At 67.7% G+C, this 14,630-nt stretch carries 15 protein-coding genes and 1 pseudogene; 4 read left to right on the top strand and 12 right to left on the bottom strand.

Features of this window, described 5'->3' with window-relative positions:
* The 4 genes and pseudogenes from JZ791_RS40315 to JZ791_RS40300 all read right to left on the bottom strand — a co-directional run.
* Nucleotides 1–830: pseudogene (locus tag JZ791_RS40315) on the bottom strand (hypothetical protein); the annotation flags it as partial.
* A 423-nt stretch (nucleotides 831–1,253) separates the two neighbouring features.
* Complete coding sequence (locus tag JZ791_RS40310) at nucleotides 1,254–1,496, bottom strand: ferredoxin (protein ID WP_216902616.1); 243 nt, start codon at nucleotides 1,494–1,496, stop codon at nucleotides 1,254–1,256.
* 14 nt (nucleotides 1,497–1,510) lie between these two features.
* On the bottom strand, nucleotides 1,511–2,737 hold the full coding sequence (locus JZ791_RS40305) for a cytochrome P450 (protein WP_216902615.1): 1,227 nt from the start codon (nucleotides 2,735–2,737) through the stop codon (nucleotides 1,511–1,513).
* 129 nt (nucleotides 2,738–2,866) lie between these two features.
* Nucleotides 2,867–3,475, bottom strand: a complete 609-nt coding sequence (locus JZ791_RS40300) for a TetR/AcrR family transcriptional regulator (protein WP_216902614.1) — start codon at nucleotides 3,473–3,475, stop codon at nucleotides 2,867–2,869.
* 516 nt (nucleotides 3,476–3,991) lie between these two features.
* Here JZ791_RS40300 and JZ791_RS40295 point away from each other — a divergent pair.
* On the top strand, nucleotides 3,992–5,095 hold the full coding sequence (locus JZ791_RS40295) for a zinc-binding dehydrogenase (protein ID WP_216902613.1): 1,104 nt from the start codon (nucleotides 3,992–3,994) through the stop codon (nucleotides 5,093–5,095).
* 8 nt (nucleotides 5,096–5,103) lie between these two features.
* Here JZ791_RS40295 and JZ791_RS40290 read toward each other — a convergent pair whose 3' ends face one another.
* The 3 genes from JZ791_RS40290 to JZ791_RS40280 all read right to left on the bottom strand — a co-directional run bounded on the left by JZ791_RS40290 (nucleotide 5,104) and on the right by JZ791_RS40280 (nucleotide 7,321).
* Complete coding sequence (locus tag JZ791_RS40290) at nucleotides 5,104–5,664, bottom strand: P-loop NTPase family protein (RefSeq protein WP_216902612.1); 561 nt, start codon at nucleotides 5,662–5,664, stop codon at nucleotides 5,104–5,106.
* A 64-nt stretch (nucleotides 5,665–5,728) separates the two neighbouring features.
* Nucleotides 5,729–6,574, bottom strand: coding sequence for a fumarylacetoacetate hydrolase family protein (locus JZ791_RS40285; RefSeq protein ID WP_216902611.1), 846 nt, complete (start codon nucleotides 6,572–6,574; stop codon nucleotides 5,729–5,731).
* A 33-nt stretch (nucleotides 6,575–6,607) separates the two neighbouring features.
* Nucleotides 6,608–7,321, bottom strand: a complete 714-nt coding sequence (locus JZ791_RS40280) for a GntR family transcriptional regulator (protein WP_308163414.1) — start codon at nucleotides 7,319–7,321, stop codon at nucleotides 6,608–6,610.
* A 347-nt stretch (nucleotides 7,322–7,668) separates the two neighbouring features.
* Between JZ791_RS40280 and JZ791_RS40275 the strand changes: the two genes are divergently transcribed.
* Nucleotides 7,669–9,126 carry an aldehyde dehydrogenase family protein gene (locus tag JZ791_RS40275; protein WP_216902610.1) on the top strand — a complete coding sequence of 486 codons (1,458 nt, stop codon included), beginning with the start codon at nucleotides 7,669–7,671 and terminating at the stop codon, nucleotides 9,124–9,126.
* An 18-nt stretch (nucleotides 9,127–9,144) separates the two neighbouring features.
* Here the strand turns inward: JZ791_RS40275 and JZ791_RS40270 are convergent, their stop codons facing one another.
* The 3 genes from JZ791_RS40270 to JZ791_RS40260 all read right to left on the bottom strand — a co-directional run bounded on the left by JZ791_RS40270 (nucleotide 9,145) and on the right by JZ791_RS40260 (nucleotide 12,033).
* On the bottom strand, nucleotides 9,145–10,323 hold the full coding sequence (locus JZ791_RS40270) for an amino acid ABC transporter permease (protein ID WP_216902609.1): 1,179 nt from the start codon (nucleotides 10,321–10,323) through the stop codon (nucleotides 9,145–9,147).
* Nucleotides 10,320–10,949, bottom strand: a complete 630-nt coding sequence (locus JZ791_RS40265) for an amino acid ABC transporter permease (RefSeq protein WP_216902608.1) — start codon at nucleotides 10,947–10,949, stop codon at nucleotides 10,320–10,322. Before JZ791_RS40265 ends, JZ791_RS40270 begins: the two co-directional genes overlap by 4 nt.
* 142 nt (nucleotides 10,950–11,091) lie before the next feature.
* Nucleotides 11,092–12,033, bottom strand: a complete 942-nt coding sequence (locus JZ791_RS40260) for a glutamate ABC transporter substrate-binding protein (RefSeq protein ID WP_216902606.1) — start codon at nucleotides 12,031–12,033, stop codon at nucleotides 11,092–11,094.
* Nucleotides 12,034–12,171: 138 nt separating this feature from the next.
* Between JZ791_RS40260 and JZ791_RS40255 the strand changes: the two genes are divergently transcribed.
* Nucleotides 12,172–12,375: a hypothetical protein gene (locus JZ791_RS40255; protein ID WP_216902604.1), complete on the top strand. Its 204-nt coding sequence runs from the start codon at nucleotides 12,172–12,174 to the stop codon at nucleotides 12,373–12,375.
* Nucleotides 12,376–12,392: 17 nt separating this feature from the next.
* Here the strand turns inward: JZ791_RS40255 and JZ791_RS40250 are convergent, their stop codons facing one another.
* A complete protein-coding gene (locus tag JZ791_RS40250) occupies nucleotides 12,393–13,040 on the bottom strand; it encodes a TetR/AcrR family transcriptional regulator (protein ID WP_216902602.1) in 648 nt (215 codons plus the stop codon).
* Nucleotides 13,041–13,130: 90 nt separating this feature from the next.
* On the opposite strand from JZ791_RS40250, the gene JZ791_RS40245 reads away from it, so the two are divergent.
* Nucleotides 13,131–13,556, top strand: a complete 426-nt coding sequence (locus JZ791_RS40245) for a Dabb family protein (protein ID WP_308163413.1) — start codon at nucleotides 13,131–13,133, stop codon at nucleotides 13,554–13,556.
* A gap of 22 nt (nucleotides 13,557–13,578) precedes the next feature.
* Here the strand turns inward: JZ791_RS40245 and JZ791_RS47355 are convergent.
* Nucleotides 13,579–14,630 (bottom strand): glycoside hydrolase family 183 protein (locus JZ791_RS47355; RefSeq protein WP_216902600.1); only part of this gene is annotated, 1,052 nt, incomplete at its 5' end.

Raw genomic sequence — 14,630 nt, 5'->3', positions numbered from 1 at the left:
GGACCCGAGGGGGGCTCGGAGGTCTCCGCGGTCGGCATGATCGTCGTCGCGGAGTCGGGTTCCTGCGAGGGCAGGGAGTCGCGGGAGATCTTCTCGGTCGGACCACCGGGGGCCTGGGAGGACGCCGCGGGCCGGATGAACTCGGTCGCACCACCGGGAGCCTGCGGGGACGCCGCGGGGCGGACGAACTCGGTCGGACCACCAGCCGCCGGGGCGCCCGACGCGCCGCGCGGAATGAATTCCGTGGGGCCGCCCGGGGCCTGCGGGTTCGTGCCGCGCGCTCCCGGGGGAATCATCATCGTCGGGCCGTCCTGCGGCGCGGGGTTGGGGCCGCGCGGCGGGACGTTCTCGATCGGACCCTGGGGATTCGCCGCGCCGCGCAGAGGCGGCGGACGCCTGTCGCCCGGATTGTTCGGAATCTGAGGGTTCACGATGCGCGGCGGCAGCTTCTCGTTGGAGAAACCGGGGGTTTGCGGACGAGAGGCCGGAATCCTCTCCGTGGGGCCATTGGGATCGAGCGGGGTCGCACCGCGCGCGGGCGGCGGAACCCTGTCCGCCGGGCCGCCGGGCGCCTTCGGGGGCATCGAACCTCGCAGCGACGGCGGGACCATGATGGTCGGGCCGGCACCCTGTCCGGCCGGACGACCTTGGGCGGCAAAGGGTTTGGTCGCCGAGTCGGGACTGCCCGGGTCGGTGCGTGGAGTGGGCCTATCGCCGCCGTTGCCCGGGGCGGGGGCCTTCGGGGCAGGCGTGGACGACGCGGCGGGCTTGTTGCCCGTGTCGGGCTGAGCGGCAGCGTCGTTGGTATCGGCGGGATTCGGTTCTGTCACGGTGTTCTGTTCGTCCTTACCGGACGCCGTGTTAGCGGCGGGCGGTATATCTCCATCGGGTCGGTGTGGGCCGCGGGGCGTACTACCGGATTCATCGGGCTCGTACTTTCGACTCATCCTCGCCCCACCCGGGCCAGTATTCCATGTCCCCATCGGGCTCCACACGCCCGCATCCCCGGCCGGTGGGTGATGCGGGCGCGGCCGCTACGACATACCTGCATATCTCGATCTTGCCGGAGAACCTCGAAAACGCCACCTACCCAAAGCAATCGCACAGCGGACTGACACGTCCGGCACAGCCGCGCGAGGCAACGGCCGACCGGAACTTCTCCATGTCGTGGCGCTGTGCCGGACACGTGTGCTGTGGCGCACGTCATCCCCTGGCGGTCCTGGAGAGGAAGCGTCAAGAGGGGATGGCACGCGTCACGGTTCGGGGGCGAGCACCTCGCCGGTGCCTGCGGCGCGGACCAGTATCGCCTCGACCGGGCAGGACTCCGCGGCGTCGCGGACGTCCTCCTGCGGGTCGACGACCTCGGTGATCGGGCGTGATCGGTTGTCGTCGAGGGTGAAGTACGCCGAGGCCATCGCGGCGCACATGCCCGAGCCGATGCAGGTGTCGCGGTCGACCGAGATCCGCCACTGCTGTCCGGTCGTCTGTTCGGTCATCGAAGGATCCTCACCTACCAGCTCACCGGTAGGGACTTCGGGCCGCGCACCAGCATGCCGGTCTTCCACGGGACCTCGTCCGCGGGGACGGCCAGCGTGAGGTTCGGGAACCGGTGTAGCAGCGATCCGAGCGCCACCTGCAATTCGATCCGGGCCAGCTGTGCGCCCAGGCAGTGGTGCACCCCGTGCCCGAAGGCGACATGCGGATTGTGCGCCCGGGTCAGATCCAGCTCGGCGGGACTGTGGAATACCGACTCGTCGCGATTGGCGGACCCTACCTGGACGAACACCGCGTCACCGGCACGCACGACGGTCCCGGCGATCTCGAGATCCTCGGTGGCCATACGCGGGAAGCTGGCGCCCGCCCCGAGCTGCACGAATCGCAGCAACTCCTCGACCGCGGCGGGTACCAGTTCGGGGTCGGCGCGCAGTTGCCGCCACTGGTCGGGGTGGGTGAGCAGCAGGTAGGTGAAGTTCGCGATCTGGTTGGCCGTCGTCTCGTGGCCGGCGATGAGTATGGTGACGCCCAGCTGGACCAGCTCCTGCTCGCTGAGCCGATCGTCGTTGTCGCGGGCGGCGACCAGGGCGCTCATCAGATCGTCGGCGTTCTCGGGGGATTCGCCCCGCGCCGCGGCGGCGCGACGTTCGGCGACCACCTCGGCCAGATACTTCTCGAGTTCGATGCGGGCCGCGGCGATCTCCTCGAGCGTGTGCGAGGTGGTCGACAGGACGACGTCGGAGAAATCCCGGAATCGGTACTCGGCCGGCGGCACTCCGAGCATTTCGCAGATGACCGTAACCGGCAGTGGCAGAGCGAGTTTGGTCACCAGATCGGCAGGCGGTCCGGCCTGCTCGATCGCGTCGAGGCGTTCGTCCACGATCTGCTGGGCACGCGGGCGCAACTGCTCGACCCGGCGGCTGGTGAAGGCCTTGGCGACCAGTTTGCGCAGGCGGCTGTGCTCGGGCGGATCCATGCTCAGCAGGCTGTCGGCGCGTGCGGTCTGGGGGGCGCCGCGCGGGATGTCCTCGCGGCCCACGGTCGCCGCGCGGCTGAATCGGGGATCGCCCAAGACGAATTTGATGTCCTCGTACCGGGTGACCAGCCAGGCGTCGCCGCCGTAGGGGAGCCGGACACGGCTGAGGGGTTCCTCGCGGCGCAGCTGCTCGTACAGCGGATTGATCTCCATTCGCACGGGCTCGCCGCCGAAAGGAAAGTGGCGGATCTCGGATTCGACGGTCATGCCTGCCTCGCTTCGCACACTCAGGGCAGCTCGTATCCCCTTGCCGAGCGGGGTTTCGAGCGATGTAAGCGATTGCTTACAAGTCTCATCCTAGAAGTGTCGAAGTGCCCCGTCAACGGATGAATGCCGTTATGACGGTGGGAATTTCAGATCCGTCCGCTCGAGCAGCACCTGCGCCGCGCGCAGCACAAGATCGGCAACCGCGACCGGATCGGCCCCGACCAGCGGATCGCGCTTGTGCACCGAGCGCATCAAACCGATGCCCATCACCCATGCCAGCACCAATTCCGCGCGCAATTCGGCGTCGGGTGCGTCGGTGAGGCCGCTCAGCACGCGCTGATATTCCTCGCCCAGCGTCGCGCGCAACGCCTCGGAACCCTCGTCCCCGCTCGTGCGTAACGCGGCCTGAAGCCAATATCCTTGTGCCGGGGGAATTTCCGGTTGTAGCGAGCGTTCGAGCAGGCGGCCCAGGAGTTCGGCGGCCGGTCCCCCGGTGAGCAGTTGGTGGCTGCGGTCGGTGAGTGCGGCCCGGAACAGCTCGTCCTTGCTGCCGAAGTAGCGGAACAGTAGCGCCTGGTTGACTCCGGCGCGCGAGGCGATGTCGCGCACCGTGGCGCGTTCGAATCCGCGCTCGGCGAACAGTTCCTGCGCCGCGGCCAGCAATGCCGCGCGTGTGGCCGCGGAATCCCGTCGGCGTCCGGCCGATTCGGTCTCGGCCGGTTCCATGTCCTGGGACATACACCCTCCAGGTTCGTCGTGCCAGCAGCGTACGGTGCGGGGTCGAGTGTGATCGCCGGGCGCTCGGTGATCGGTGTGGCCACAGCCATCGTCGAGCGCTCGGCCCGCTCGCGTATCACCTGCCTCGCTATCGGGCCGCGCGGGTGGGCGGCGCCGAAACGCTTGTGGCGGTGAGGTGTCCGGGCGGACCGCGGGCGCGTGCGGTGCGGCGTGCTGACCGCGGTGGTGGTGATCGCGCAGACCCCTGTGTAGACCATCGTTTGTGCCACAGCCGGCCGCCGGGCTCCGTATTGTGGTGTAGCGTCCGAGAGCGTTGGCCGGGTGCTCGTATCGGACATGGTCGCGATTCGATCTGGTCATCGCCGGGGAAACGCGGGCGTGCATCCGATCGGGTAGTCGTCGGGGGTACTGCCCTGGACGATCGCATTCGGGATCCGGACTCGCGTCGGAGGATACGGCCGCTCGGGCCCGAGGAGACTCGGGAGGGCCTGAGTGCCGACGCGTACATTCGGTCGGATGAGCGCAGTGATCTCCGTCGTCGTGATGCCCGAACCCGAGGCGCCGCTGCAGGTGCGCCGGACTCCGCTGCCCGAGGTCGAGCCGGGCGGGGTGCTGCTGCGGACGCTGGGCAGTGAGGTGTGCGGCACCGATGTACATCTGTGGCATGGTCAGTTGTCCGGGGTGCCGTATCCGATCACGCCGGGGCATGTCAGCGCCGGAGAGGTCGCGGCGATCGGGCCGGGTGAGGCGCCCCGGGATGTAAACGGTGTGCCGGTGCGGGTCGGCCAGGTCGTCACGTTTCTGGATGTCTACGGTACCTGCGGGCGCTGCTGGTACTGCACGGTCGCGCATGCCAGTACGCGCTGCCCGCGGCGCAAGGTGTACGGGGTGACGATGTGCGCCGACGACGGATTGTTCGGCGGCTGGGGCGAATACATCTACCTCGCGCCGGGTGTGCACATCGTACCGCTGCCCGAGGAACTGGACTGGCGCGCGTTCCTGGCCGGCGGCTGCGGCATGCCCACGGCCCTGCACGCGGTCACCCTCGGCGAGATCGGCTTCGGGGATACCGTCGTGGTGCAGGGTGCGGGGCCGGTCGGGTTGTGCGCGGCGGTGCTGGCGCAACTACGCGGCGCGGGCCGGGTGATCGTGATCGGCGGGCCGCGGGTGCGCCTGGACGCGGCACGCCGTTTCGGTGTGGACACGGTCATCGATATCGGCGACAGCATCGCCGAGGATCGGATCGAGCGGGTGCGGGCGCTGACCGGCGGCAGGGGAGCGGATGTGACCATCGAGGCGACCGGCGTCCCCGGCGCGGTGCCCGAGGGGATGCGGCTGACCCGGGACGCGGGCCGGTACGTCGTGGTGGGCCAGTACACCGATGGCGGCGACACCTCGTTCAATCCGCACCTGGATCTGAACCGCAAGCACCTGGACGTGCGGGGATGCTGGGGCAGCGACGCCGGGCACGTGTGGCGGGCGGTGCGGGTGATGGCGCGGTACGGCGGCCTGTTTCCGTGGACCGAGCTGATCAGCCGGGAGTACTCGCTGGACCGGGCGCAGGCCGCGCTCGAGGACGTCGCCCGGCAGGAGGTCGTCAAGGCGCTGATCGTGCCCTGACGAGCCGGTCAGCGCGCGTCGCGGGATTCGCTCAGCTCGGCCAGGAACGCGGCGATTTGGGCGCGTGAGCGCAATCGGACGAATGCCAGATCTGCCCAGGCCGGATCGGACTGGGCCGCGACCAGGCGAGTCCGATTGCGCGAGTATGCCTTCCAGGCAAACACGAGGATCGAGCGCTGCGGATCCAGGGACAGCATGTCACGCCAGTGTTCCCGGTTGCCGTTCCTGAGTTCGCGCCCTGTCAGCACCCGAATCGTGGTCCGCCGCACGAGTTGTGCCATGACCACCGGGCGAGGCAGATCCAACCAGACCACGGTATCGGCGCGCTGCCATACCAGGCCACCGAGCTTGGTGTGGTAGTTGCCGTCGGCCACCCAGGACTCGTCCGCCAGCCGCTCGGCCACCGCGGCGCGAAACGCGTTCTCGCCCATCGGTGTCCATCCCGGAAGATGGTGAATACCGTCCAGCTCGATGTGGGTGATGCCGAGCCGTTCGGATATCTGCTGTGCGAGTGTGGTCTTGCCCGCGCCCGCCGTACCGACCACCGAAATCCGCCGCATAGTTCGCACCGGCCGATTATTCACTCGATGCGACCGCGGATCCATGTTCGGTCCCGACTTGCCGCCGGGTGTCTCAGGCCTGGGCGACGAAACGTTGTTCCAGGGTGCCGATTCCCTCGATGGTGGATACGAGCGTCTCACCGGGCGCCAGGAAGCGCTGGGGGTTGCGGCCCATGCCGACGCCGGACGGGGTGCCCGACAGGATCAGATCGCCCGGGTACAGGGTGACGACCTCGGACAGGCGCGCGATCAGGGTGGGGACGGAGAAGATCATGTCGCGAGTGTTGCCGTCCTGCACCGTTTCCCCGTCCACCGTGGACGTCAGGCGCAGCGCCGACGGATCGGCGATCTCGTCCAGGGTGACCAGCCACGGACCCAGCGGGCAGAAGCCGCGATGGGACTTGCCCAGGCTGAATTGCGGTGCGGGACCGGACAATTGCAGTGCGCGCTCGGAGATGTCCTGAGCGATGGTGAATCCGGCGATATGGTCCCACGCGTCGGCCTCGGCCACCCGCGTCGCGGTCGTGCCGATGACCACCGCCAACTCCACCTCCCAGTCCACCTTGCCGGGCGGCAGGGTGACGGTCGTGTACGGACCCGACAGCGAGGAGACGAACTTGGTGAACACCGGCGGCATCCCCTCGGGGACGGCCAGACCCGATTCCGCGGCGTGCTCGCGGTAGTTCAGGCCGATCGCCAGCACCTGGACCGGGGTGGGGGTCGGCGCGCCGAGCAGTGCGGGATCGTACGGCTGGGCCGCGCTCGGATCGGCGGTGGCGGCCCAGGCGCGGAACTGTGCCCACTGCGCGTACAGGGCGTGGGGTTCCGGACCGAAGCGGCCGCCGCTGGCGGTGGCCACGTCCACGGCGCCGGTCTCGGTGATCAGAGCTGCTCTTCCAGCCAGGTTGGCGATACGCATTGCTGTCCTAATCAATTAGCAGGGATGGCTCCGCTACCGGTGGTCGCGGGATGTGTGTTCGGGGGTGACGGGAGCCGGGCCGGGGTATTCGTCGGCGAGCGCCGCGGCGGTGAGCCCCAGGTGCGCGGTCAGGACCTCCGCGGCTCGGTCGGCGTCGCGGGCCAGGGCGGCTCGTTCGAGTCGCCGGTGTTCGGTGGCGACATCCCGGCCGGGGTTGCGCTGAGTGGACCAGCGGCGCACCAATTCACTGGCGGTCCACAATCTTTCGAACTGTTCCAGCAGAACGGGGTTGCCGCAGCCGGACAGTAGTGCGTGGTGGAAGTCGTGATGTGCGACGGACCACGCGTCGCTGGGGAATTCGTCCTCGTCCGGGGTGTGTACCGGGGTTCGGGACAGCAGGTGGTGCGTGGCGCGAACGCGCCCCTCCCACTCCAGGTCGCCGCGCGTGACCGCCATGCGCAGCATTGCCGGCTCCACCGTCTGGCGCGCCTCGGTGATCTCCTGCCAGCGGCGGTCGGAGCACTCGGGGACCGCGAACCCGCGATTGGGCAGCCGCTCGGCCAGCCCGTCGCCGACCAACCGCACCAGCGCCTCGCGGACGACGGCCAGGCTCGTGCCCTGTGCGGCCGCGATCTGCTGTGGTTTCAGCGCCTGCCCGGGGACGTAGCCGCCGTGCAGGATCGCGGCGTGCAGCCGGGCATGCACCTGCTCGGAGAGCATGCGCTTACAGGACTCCTCGGCTGCCACACTCAGACCGTAACATTGGGATCGACGATTTTCTAGATAATCGATTATTTTCGCGGCCGGAGGGTCCGCGCCAGGGCTACTCGGGCGAGGTCGGCACGGTGTCGACCTGGATCAGGCGCGGGCCGTCTGTTCTGCGGGGACCTGGATGGAATGGCTTCGGCGTACATGACCTGCGGTCGGGTGGGAGCCGGTAGCGAGCGTGGAGCCGATGGCGTTGGGTTCCATCAAGTGAAAGACTCATGTGGCGTGGGACACTGCGCACCGATGTTCGGGGGAGCGGCGCGGAAGTCTCACGCGACACGAGCCAGGTCAGCCTGGTTCGGCTCGACCATTGTGAGGATGAATCGATGCCCATAACCCGGGAATTGCTGATCGGCGGTAAGAGCGCGCCCGCCGCCGGCGGCCGCACGACCGCCGACACCAGTCCGTCCGGCGAGTTGTACGCCACGGTGGCCGCGGCCTCCGCCGAGGACGTCACCGCCGCGGTCGACGCCGCCCATGTGCAGCTGGATTCCTGGTCGGCCACCAGCCCGTTCGAACGCCGCCGCATCTTCCTGGCCGCCGCCGATCTGCTCGAGCGGCGCATCGACGAGGTGGTCGCGACGATGGCCGCCGAGACCGGGTCCCTGGCAGGTAACGCGATGTTCAACGTGGGCCTCGCGGCGAACATTCTTCGTGAGGCCGGGGCCGCGGTCACCGCCCCGCGCGGTGAGGTACTCGTCACCGGCTCGCCGGGCACGATGAGCCTGTCGGTGCGCGAGCCGCTGGGCGTGGTCGCCGCGTTCGCTCCCTGGAACGAGCCGGTCATCCTGGGCACGCGGGCGGTCGCCGGTCCGCTGGCGGCGGGGAATACGGTGGTGCTCAAGGCGAGTGAGGAAGCGCCGATCTGTTCGGGGCTGTTCATCGCCGACCTGCTGAGCGAGGCCGGACTGCCCGCGGGCGTGCTGAACGTGATCACCAACGATCCGGCCGACGCCGCGGTGATCGCGCAGACCCTGATCGGCGACGAACGGGTGCGCGCGGTGAACTTCACCGGTTCGACCAAGGTCGGCAGGATCATCGGCACGCTGGCCGCGCAGCACCTCAAGCCCGCGGTGCTGGAGCTGGGCGGTAAGAACGCGGTGATCGTGCTCGAGGACGCCGACATCGACTACGCGGTGAACGCCGCGGCGTATTCGGTGCTCGCCAACGCCGGGCAGATCTGCATGTCCGGGGACCGGATCCTGGTGCACGAGTCCTGCGCGGACGAATTCACCGAGAAGTTCGCCGCCAAGGTCGCGCAGCTGCCTCCCGGTCTGCCCGACGATCCGGGCGCCGCGGTCGGTCCGCTGGTGAATATCGCCGCGGCCACACGGGTCGCGGGCCTGGTCTCGGATGCGGTGACGCGCGGCGCGACCGTGGTGGCCGGCGGCGGCGCCCCGGACGGTCCACTGCACCCGCCGACCGTGCTGCGCGACGTTCCGCGCGAGGCGGACCTGCATTACGCCGAGGCGTTCGGCCCGATCTGCGTGATCGACACCTTCGCCTCCGACGACGAAGCGGTGGCCAAGGCCGGCGACACCGACAACGGCCTGACCGCCGGAATCATCACCGAGAACTCCGCGCACGGGCTGGCGGTGGCGCGGCGGATCAAGACCGGAATCGTGCATATCAACGACCAGACGGTGGATGACGAGCCGCAGGCGCCCTTCGGCGGATTCGGCGCCTCGGGATACGGGCGCTTCGGGGGCCGCTGGGCGATCGAAGCATTCTCGAACACCCGCTGGGTGACGATGGCAACTCAGCACACCCGGTACCCGTTCTGAGTTGCGCGGACCGGCCGTTCAGACGCGGTGTTCGAGCCAGTTCGCGAACTTCGCCAGCGACGCGTTGACCACGACGAACGCCGCCGCAGCCACCAGATAGGCGGACAGCACGGTGTGGTTGTACTCGCCCAGCACCTGCGCGCGGTGCAGAAGTTCCAGGAAGCTGACCACATAGCCGAGCGTGGAATCCTTCAGCAGGCGCACCAGCTGACTGACCAGGGCCGGGACCAGGCTGCGAATCGCTTGGGGCAGAACGACATAGCGCATCGACTGCCAATGACTCATACCCAGGCTCAGCGCGGCCTCATCTTGCCCGCGGTCCAGTGCCGCCACACCGGCCCGGATCAACTCCGCAATCACGGCGGCATTGGTCAGCGCGATCGGGACCACCAGCTGCCAGAACGGTGGCAGGGCCAAGCCGAGTCGGGGCAGGCCGAACAAGAACAGGTACAGCAGCAACAGCAGCGGCAGCGCACGCAGCAACTCCGTGTAACCGCGAGCCAGCAGCCGAGGTAAAACGTTGCGGGACAGGCGCATCAGTGCCAACGCACCGCCGAACGGAAACGCCAGCGCCGCGGCGACCACGGTCACCAGCAAGGTGTCCTGCGCGCCGACCAGCAGGTAGTGGTCGATCGGCCACAGGGTGTACGGCCGCCACTGGCTCGCGGCAAGCTGTCCGTGCACGGCGAACTGCCGAACCACAAGGGCCAGCAGTGCGGCGAACACCACCAGAGAAATCCCGGTGGCGATGCGGATCCGGCGCCGGGAGCGAGGACCGGGCAGATCGAACAGGGCGGTGTCGTCCGAACCGCGCCGGGGCTTGCGCGGAGATTTCGGAGCCTCGCTTCGGACGGCGGTCAGCTCGCGCCCGGTGGCGCCGAGATTACGTCGGGGCTTGCTCAGATCGTGTGGGGTGGTGTCGGATTCGCGTGCCGCTCGGCCGGAGTCGGTTGGGGTGCGATCGGTGCCGTGCCGGGGCTTCGGCTGCTGGAGTTCAGGGGCCCCGCTGCCGGCAGCGCTGAACTCACCAGAGGCAGGGCCGAGACCACCGAGGGCAGTTGGCGGCCGGTGCTGAGGGGCGCCGAGTTCGCTTGGTGTGGTGCCGGATTCGCTTGTGCTGCCGGAGTCGGGCGTTGTGCTGTCGGGTACGCGTTGCGCACCGCCGGGTTCGGGGCCGGGCGGGAGGTCTGCCGTCATCGGTGGATCGCTACCCTTCGCTCGATCCGCCCGGCGATCAGTCCGGAGGTCAGGGTGATCGCTACGTAGATGACTGTGACCACCGCGAAGGCGGTGAGTGGCCGGCCGGCCAGATTCGCCTGCTGCTGGTACCAGAAGGTCAGTTCGGTGACGCCGGCCGCAGCGGCCAGTGCGGTGCCGAGAGCCGAGCCGATGAAGATGTTCGCCAGTGGTTGCACCATCGAGCGCAGCGCTTGCGGCATCACCACCTGTGACAGGCACTGGCCCACGGTCAGGCCGAGTGCGCGGGCCGCCTCGATCTGCCCGCGCGGCACCGTACGCACACCGCTGCGCACCACTTCACACACGAATGCCGCCCAGTACAGGGCCATTGCCAGCGCGGCGTTGTAGTACAGCGGGACCAGCAGACCCACATTGGGCAGGCCGAAGGTGAACAGCACCAGCAGGACCAGCAGCGGCACGTTGCGAAAGATCGTGACGTAGGCGGTGCCCGCGGCGCGCAACGGCGGCACCGGGCTGATCCGGCAGATCGCCAGCAGCAGGCCCAGCGCCAAGGCCCCGGCATAGGTCACGACGATCAGCCCGAGCGTGCGCGCCAGTGCGGAACCCAGTGCGGCCCAGTTCATGTCGCGGTCTGTGTCATGGCAGGACTCTCATATCCGTCGTGCGACTCGAACACCGGCCTCCAGCTACATTCTGCGTACCCATTTGCCGGTTTCCGGCGCGATGGCGCCACAGAATGTAGGTCCAGGCCGGAGCGAGCGCCGGCTAACTGCCCGGCACCGAACCGATGGCCGGAGGGGTGGGCGCCGCACCCCGCAGGGTTTGGCCGATGGTGGCCTGCCAGAGCTTGGTCCACTCGCCGTCGGTTTCGATCTTCTTCAGCCAGTTGTCTACGAAGGTCTTCATTTCCGGGTGGTCGAGTGGGACGCCGATGCCGTAGGGCTCGGTGGTGAACGGCTGGCCGACTACTTTGACCTTGTCGGGTTCGCGGTATACATCGCCCAGTAGTAGTGCTTGGTCCAGGACGTAGGCGTCGGCGCGGCCCTGTTCGACGGCTTGGACGCATTCGGCGTTGGTGTCGAACAGCACCAGTTTGGCCGAGGGCGCGAACTGTTCGATGTCGCCTGCCGCGGTGGAGGCGGTCTCGGTGCAGACCGTCTTGCCGTCGAGGTCGGTGGCCTTGGTGATCGCGGTGTTGCCCTTGGATACCAGGATCGCGTCGCCGGAGGAGTAGTACGGGCCGGCGAAGGCAACCTTCTTGGCACGTCCGGTGGTGATGGTGTAGGTGGCGATGACGGTGTCGACCGCGCCGTTCTGTAGCAGCACTTCTCGGCTGGCGACTTGCACCTGTGTGAGTTTCACGTTCGGTTTGCCGGTGATGTATTTGGCGAGCATCGCGGCCAGGCCGGCGTCGAAGCCGGTGGTCTTGCCGGTCATCGGGTCGGTGAGGGAGAAGACCGCGGAGGTGTCGGTGCCGCCCTCGATGAGCTGGCCGCGCGCCTTGATCGTCGCCATGAGGCTCCCGGCCGGAATATCCGCCGCGCCCGCGACCGGTGCATTGTCGATCACCTGCTGGTAGGCGTCGCCGGAGCCGGACGATCCGCCCGGTGTGGGCAGGGAGGAGGAGCCGGAACTGCACGCGGTCACCGCCAAGGCCGTGGACAGTACCGCGGCCGCGAATCCGTGGCGCAGGGAGCGTTGGATCATGAGCGTGCCCTTTCGACGAGTTCCCGCAGTGCGAGAGAGCGACTCGTTGGATCACGATCTTAGGCAGGAACGCGCGCTCGTGCGCGCCATTCGCGCCGCTGGGGCCTGCATCGTGACCTCTGCACGTATGATTCAGACATGTCGCGGTTGTTTTCCACGCTGGTCTTCGTGTGGCTGATCGTCGGTGTGGTAGCAGCCTCTCAGCGTGGCTACTTCACCCATATGTCTCAGAACTGTGCTGATTTCGGCACAATTGCCTTGAATATCGTTGCGGGGCCATTGAACTATGTGGGCGTCGACCCAAGACTCTCGAATTGCACACTGCCACAACCGAGTAAATGATCCGGCGAGCGCGGCTGTCAGATGAGCGGCGTGTCCGTGGATGCTCGGTACGCGCGCAGGAAGGTATCCACCGCGGCGTCGGCCAACTGATCCAGATCCTGGGATTCGAGTTCAGCGCTACCTGAGCGCGTTCTGCTGTAGAGCGGGCCGGTGAGCAGTGCGAGATATTGTTCTGCCGCCACCGTGGGATCCGCGGAGCGCAGATGGCCGTCGAGCATGAGACGGGCAAAGCGGTCGCTCAACGCCTCGGTGAGCCGGCCGGATGTGCGGTCCTGTGCGGCATCGATCAGATCGGGGAACGCGGTCGACTGCGCGTAGGCCAGTGACCGCAGCGACCGGGCTCGGTCCGTGGCGCAGATCCGGAGCAGTTGCCGCGCCGAATCGATCAGGGCGACAAGGAGATCGCCCTCCTGATCGCGTAGCGGCCGGATCGCGTCGACGCATTGCGTGCCGATCGTGGTGGACACCGTCTCGACGACGTGGCGAAAGAGCGTCTCCTTGTCGTCGAGGTGGTTGTACACAGTGGGTTTCGCGACGCCGGCCTCGTCGGCGATCTCCTGAACACATGCCTGGGCGTAGCCACGTCGGGCGAACACGACGAAGGCCGCATCGACTATTGCCTGGCGTTTGTCGATCCGGCCGCGGGTAGGCGCTGTGTTCCTCATCCGCACATCTTATCAACCATTCTGGTCCACTCTATTGAACCAGCGGGTTCAATGGAGGTACTGTCCTGGCTAGTTCGTTTACTTGAACGAGTGAGTTCAGTACGGGAGGTTGTCGTGATCGTTCATCAGCTTCGATTCGGATTCCGGGACGAGACCACCGAGGCGCAGAGAGCCGGGGTGCTGGCCGCGATGCGGCGGACCGCCTCGGTCGATTCCGTGTCTTTTTCGGCCGTCGGCCAGCACCTCGGCGATCCGGCGGCCGGGTACACGCACGGCTTCTGCGTCGGCATCGAGGATCTCGCGGCGTTGGAACGCTATATGCACGATCCTGTCCATCTCGCCGGGGATCCCGAGATCATTCCGCATCTGGCCCGGCTCGCGATCGGGCCGGATCTGGCCGATGATATGGATCCGGAGCTCGGCGCGAAGATCCTGGCCTTGAACGACCGCAAGCTCGCGAAATTTCCGGAGTGGGCTCGGTTGATGGAGACTATTCCCGACGTGCGAATCTGGTAGGGAGCACGTAATACGTTGCGGCTCAGCCGATCGTGGCGTGCATCAGGTATACGTTGTAGTGCCGCCACTCCGAGAGGGTGAAGTACAGGTCGTGGTCCGTCGACCAGGGGTGCATGAAGCCGCCGTAGGACGAGGGGTAGTCGGCGGTGTGCAGGAGAACGCCGGGGGCCGACCATAGTCCTTGGGGGGTGGCCGATGTGCGCAGGACGATGGTGTTGTTCGGGGCGTCGAGGTAGGTCATCTCCCACCGGCCGGCGGCGGTGTCGTAGCGGACCGACAGTTCGCCCGCGACCCCGGACATGATCGGTGAGGCAGCCAGTTCGATGCCCTGGCCGTTCGGCGGGGTGGGTTGCAGTGTGGGACGCCAGAATCCGTCGATCCAGTACTGGTAGGCGGTCTTGTTCAGAACGTCTTCCTGCCGGACGCGGGCCAGGGCGATCGTGCCGAAACGGCCGTTGGGTGTGCCGAACATGTAGACGTAGCCGTCGTGCGGGGCCATGGCCACCACCTGGAACTCACCCTTGCCGAAGATGTTGTCCCAGCGCGTGTTCTGGTCATCGATCCAGTTCTGACCACCGTCGTTGGAGTAGGCCAGGCCGCCGTAGTTGGTCCACCACCGGCCCGGTTTCCTGGACCAGCGGGCCACCGACATATAGCTGAGGTACTGCCGATTGCCCAGCGCGAAGCCGGATGTCGGGATGACCGTGATCTCGAAATTGTTGACCTTGTAGCTGCCCAGGACCTCGGTGGCGTGGCACGGGACGTCGGAGACCATGCTGTCGATGTTCATGCCGTGCGCCAGGTCGTGATCGGTGCTGAAGCCCAGAACATTGCTGCGCCAGTCTTTCACGCCCGGTCCGCCGTCTTTGAAACCGCCGCCGAAGGTGTCGCCGAACGCGACGGCGATGCGGCCCGGCGCGGACTGCCACATGAGCCCGAGGTCCGTATCGTCCACCTGCCAGCGCACATCCGTGCGATTCTGTGAGCCCGGGCCGGTCAGCTGCGTCACCGGATAGACGTTGCGCACCTGCGGTACGGACAGGGGCCTGTCTCTTATACACCTCTGACGCTGCC

The sequence above is a fragment of the Nocardia alni genome, assembly GCF_019038435.1.
Taxonomy (GTDB): Bacteria; Actinomycetota; Actinomycetes; order Mycobacteriales; family Mycobacteriaceae; genus Nocardia; species Nocardia alni.
This window is presented reverse-complemented; position numbering and strand designations above follow the sequence as displayed.

Coding starts and splice junctions, on each gene's coding strand:
- JZ791_RS40295 (WP_216902613.1), top strand. CDS start 3,992: ATGAGCGCAGTGATCTCCGTCGTCGTGATGCCCGAACCCGAGGCGCCG.
- JZ791_RS40275 (WP_216902610.1), top strand. CDS start 7,669: ATGCCCATAACCCGGGAATTGCTGATCGGCGGTAAGAGCGCGCCCGCC.
- JZ791_RS40285 (WP_216902611.1), bottom strand. CDS start 6,574: ATGCGTATCGCCAACCTGGCTGGAAGAGCAGCTCTGATCACCGAGACC.
- JZ791_RS40300 (WP_216902614.1), bottom strand. CDS start 3,475: ATGTCCCAGGACATGGAACCGGCCGAGACCGAATCGGCCGGACGCCGA.
- JZ791_RS40270 (WP_216902609.1), bottom strand. CDS start 10,323: ATGACGGCAGACCTCCCGCCCGGCCCCGAACCCGGCGGTGCGCAACGC.
- JZ791_RS40250 (WP_216902602.1), bottom strand. CDS start 13,040: ATGAGGAACACAGCGCCTACCCGCGGCCGGATCGACAAACGCCAGGCA.
- JZ791_RS40255 (WP_216902604.1), top strand. CDS start 12,172: ATGTCGCGGTTGTTTTCCACGCTGGTCTTCGTGTGGCTGATCGTCGGT.
- JZ791_RS40305 (WP_216902615.1), bottom strand. CDS start 2,737: ATGACCGTCGAATCCGAGATCCGCCACTTTCCTTTCGGCGGCGAGCCC.
- JZ791_RS40260 (WP_216902606.1), bottom strand. CDS start 12,033: ATGATCCAACGCTCCCTGCGCCACGGATTCGCGGCCGCGGTACTGTCC.
- JZ791_RS40265 (WP_216902608.1), bottom strand. CDS start 10,949: ATGAACTGGGCCGCACTGGGTTCCGCACTGGCGCGCACGCTCGGGCTG.
- JZ791_RS40310 (WP_216902616.1), bottom strand. CDS start 1,496: ATGACCGAACAGACGACCGGACAGCAGTGGCGGATCTCGGTCGACCGC.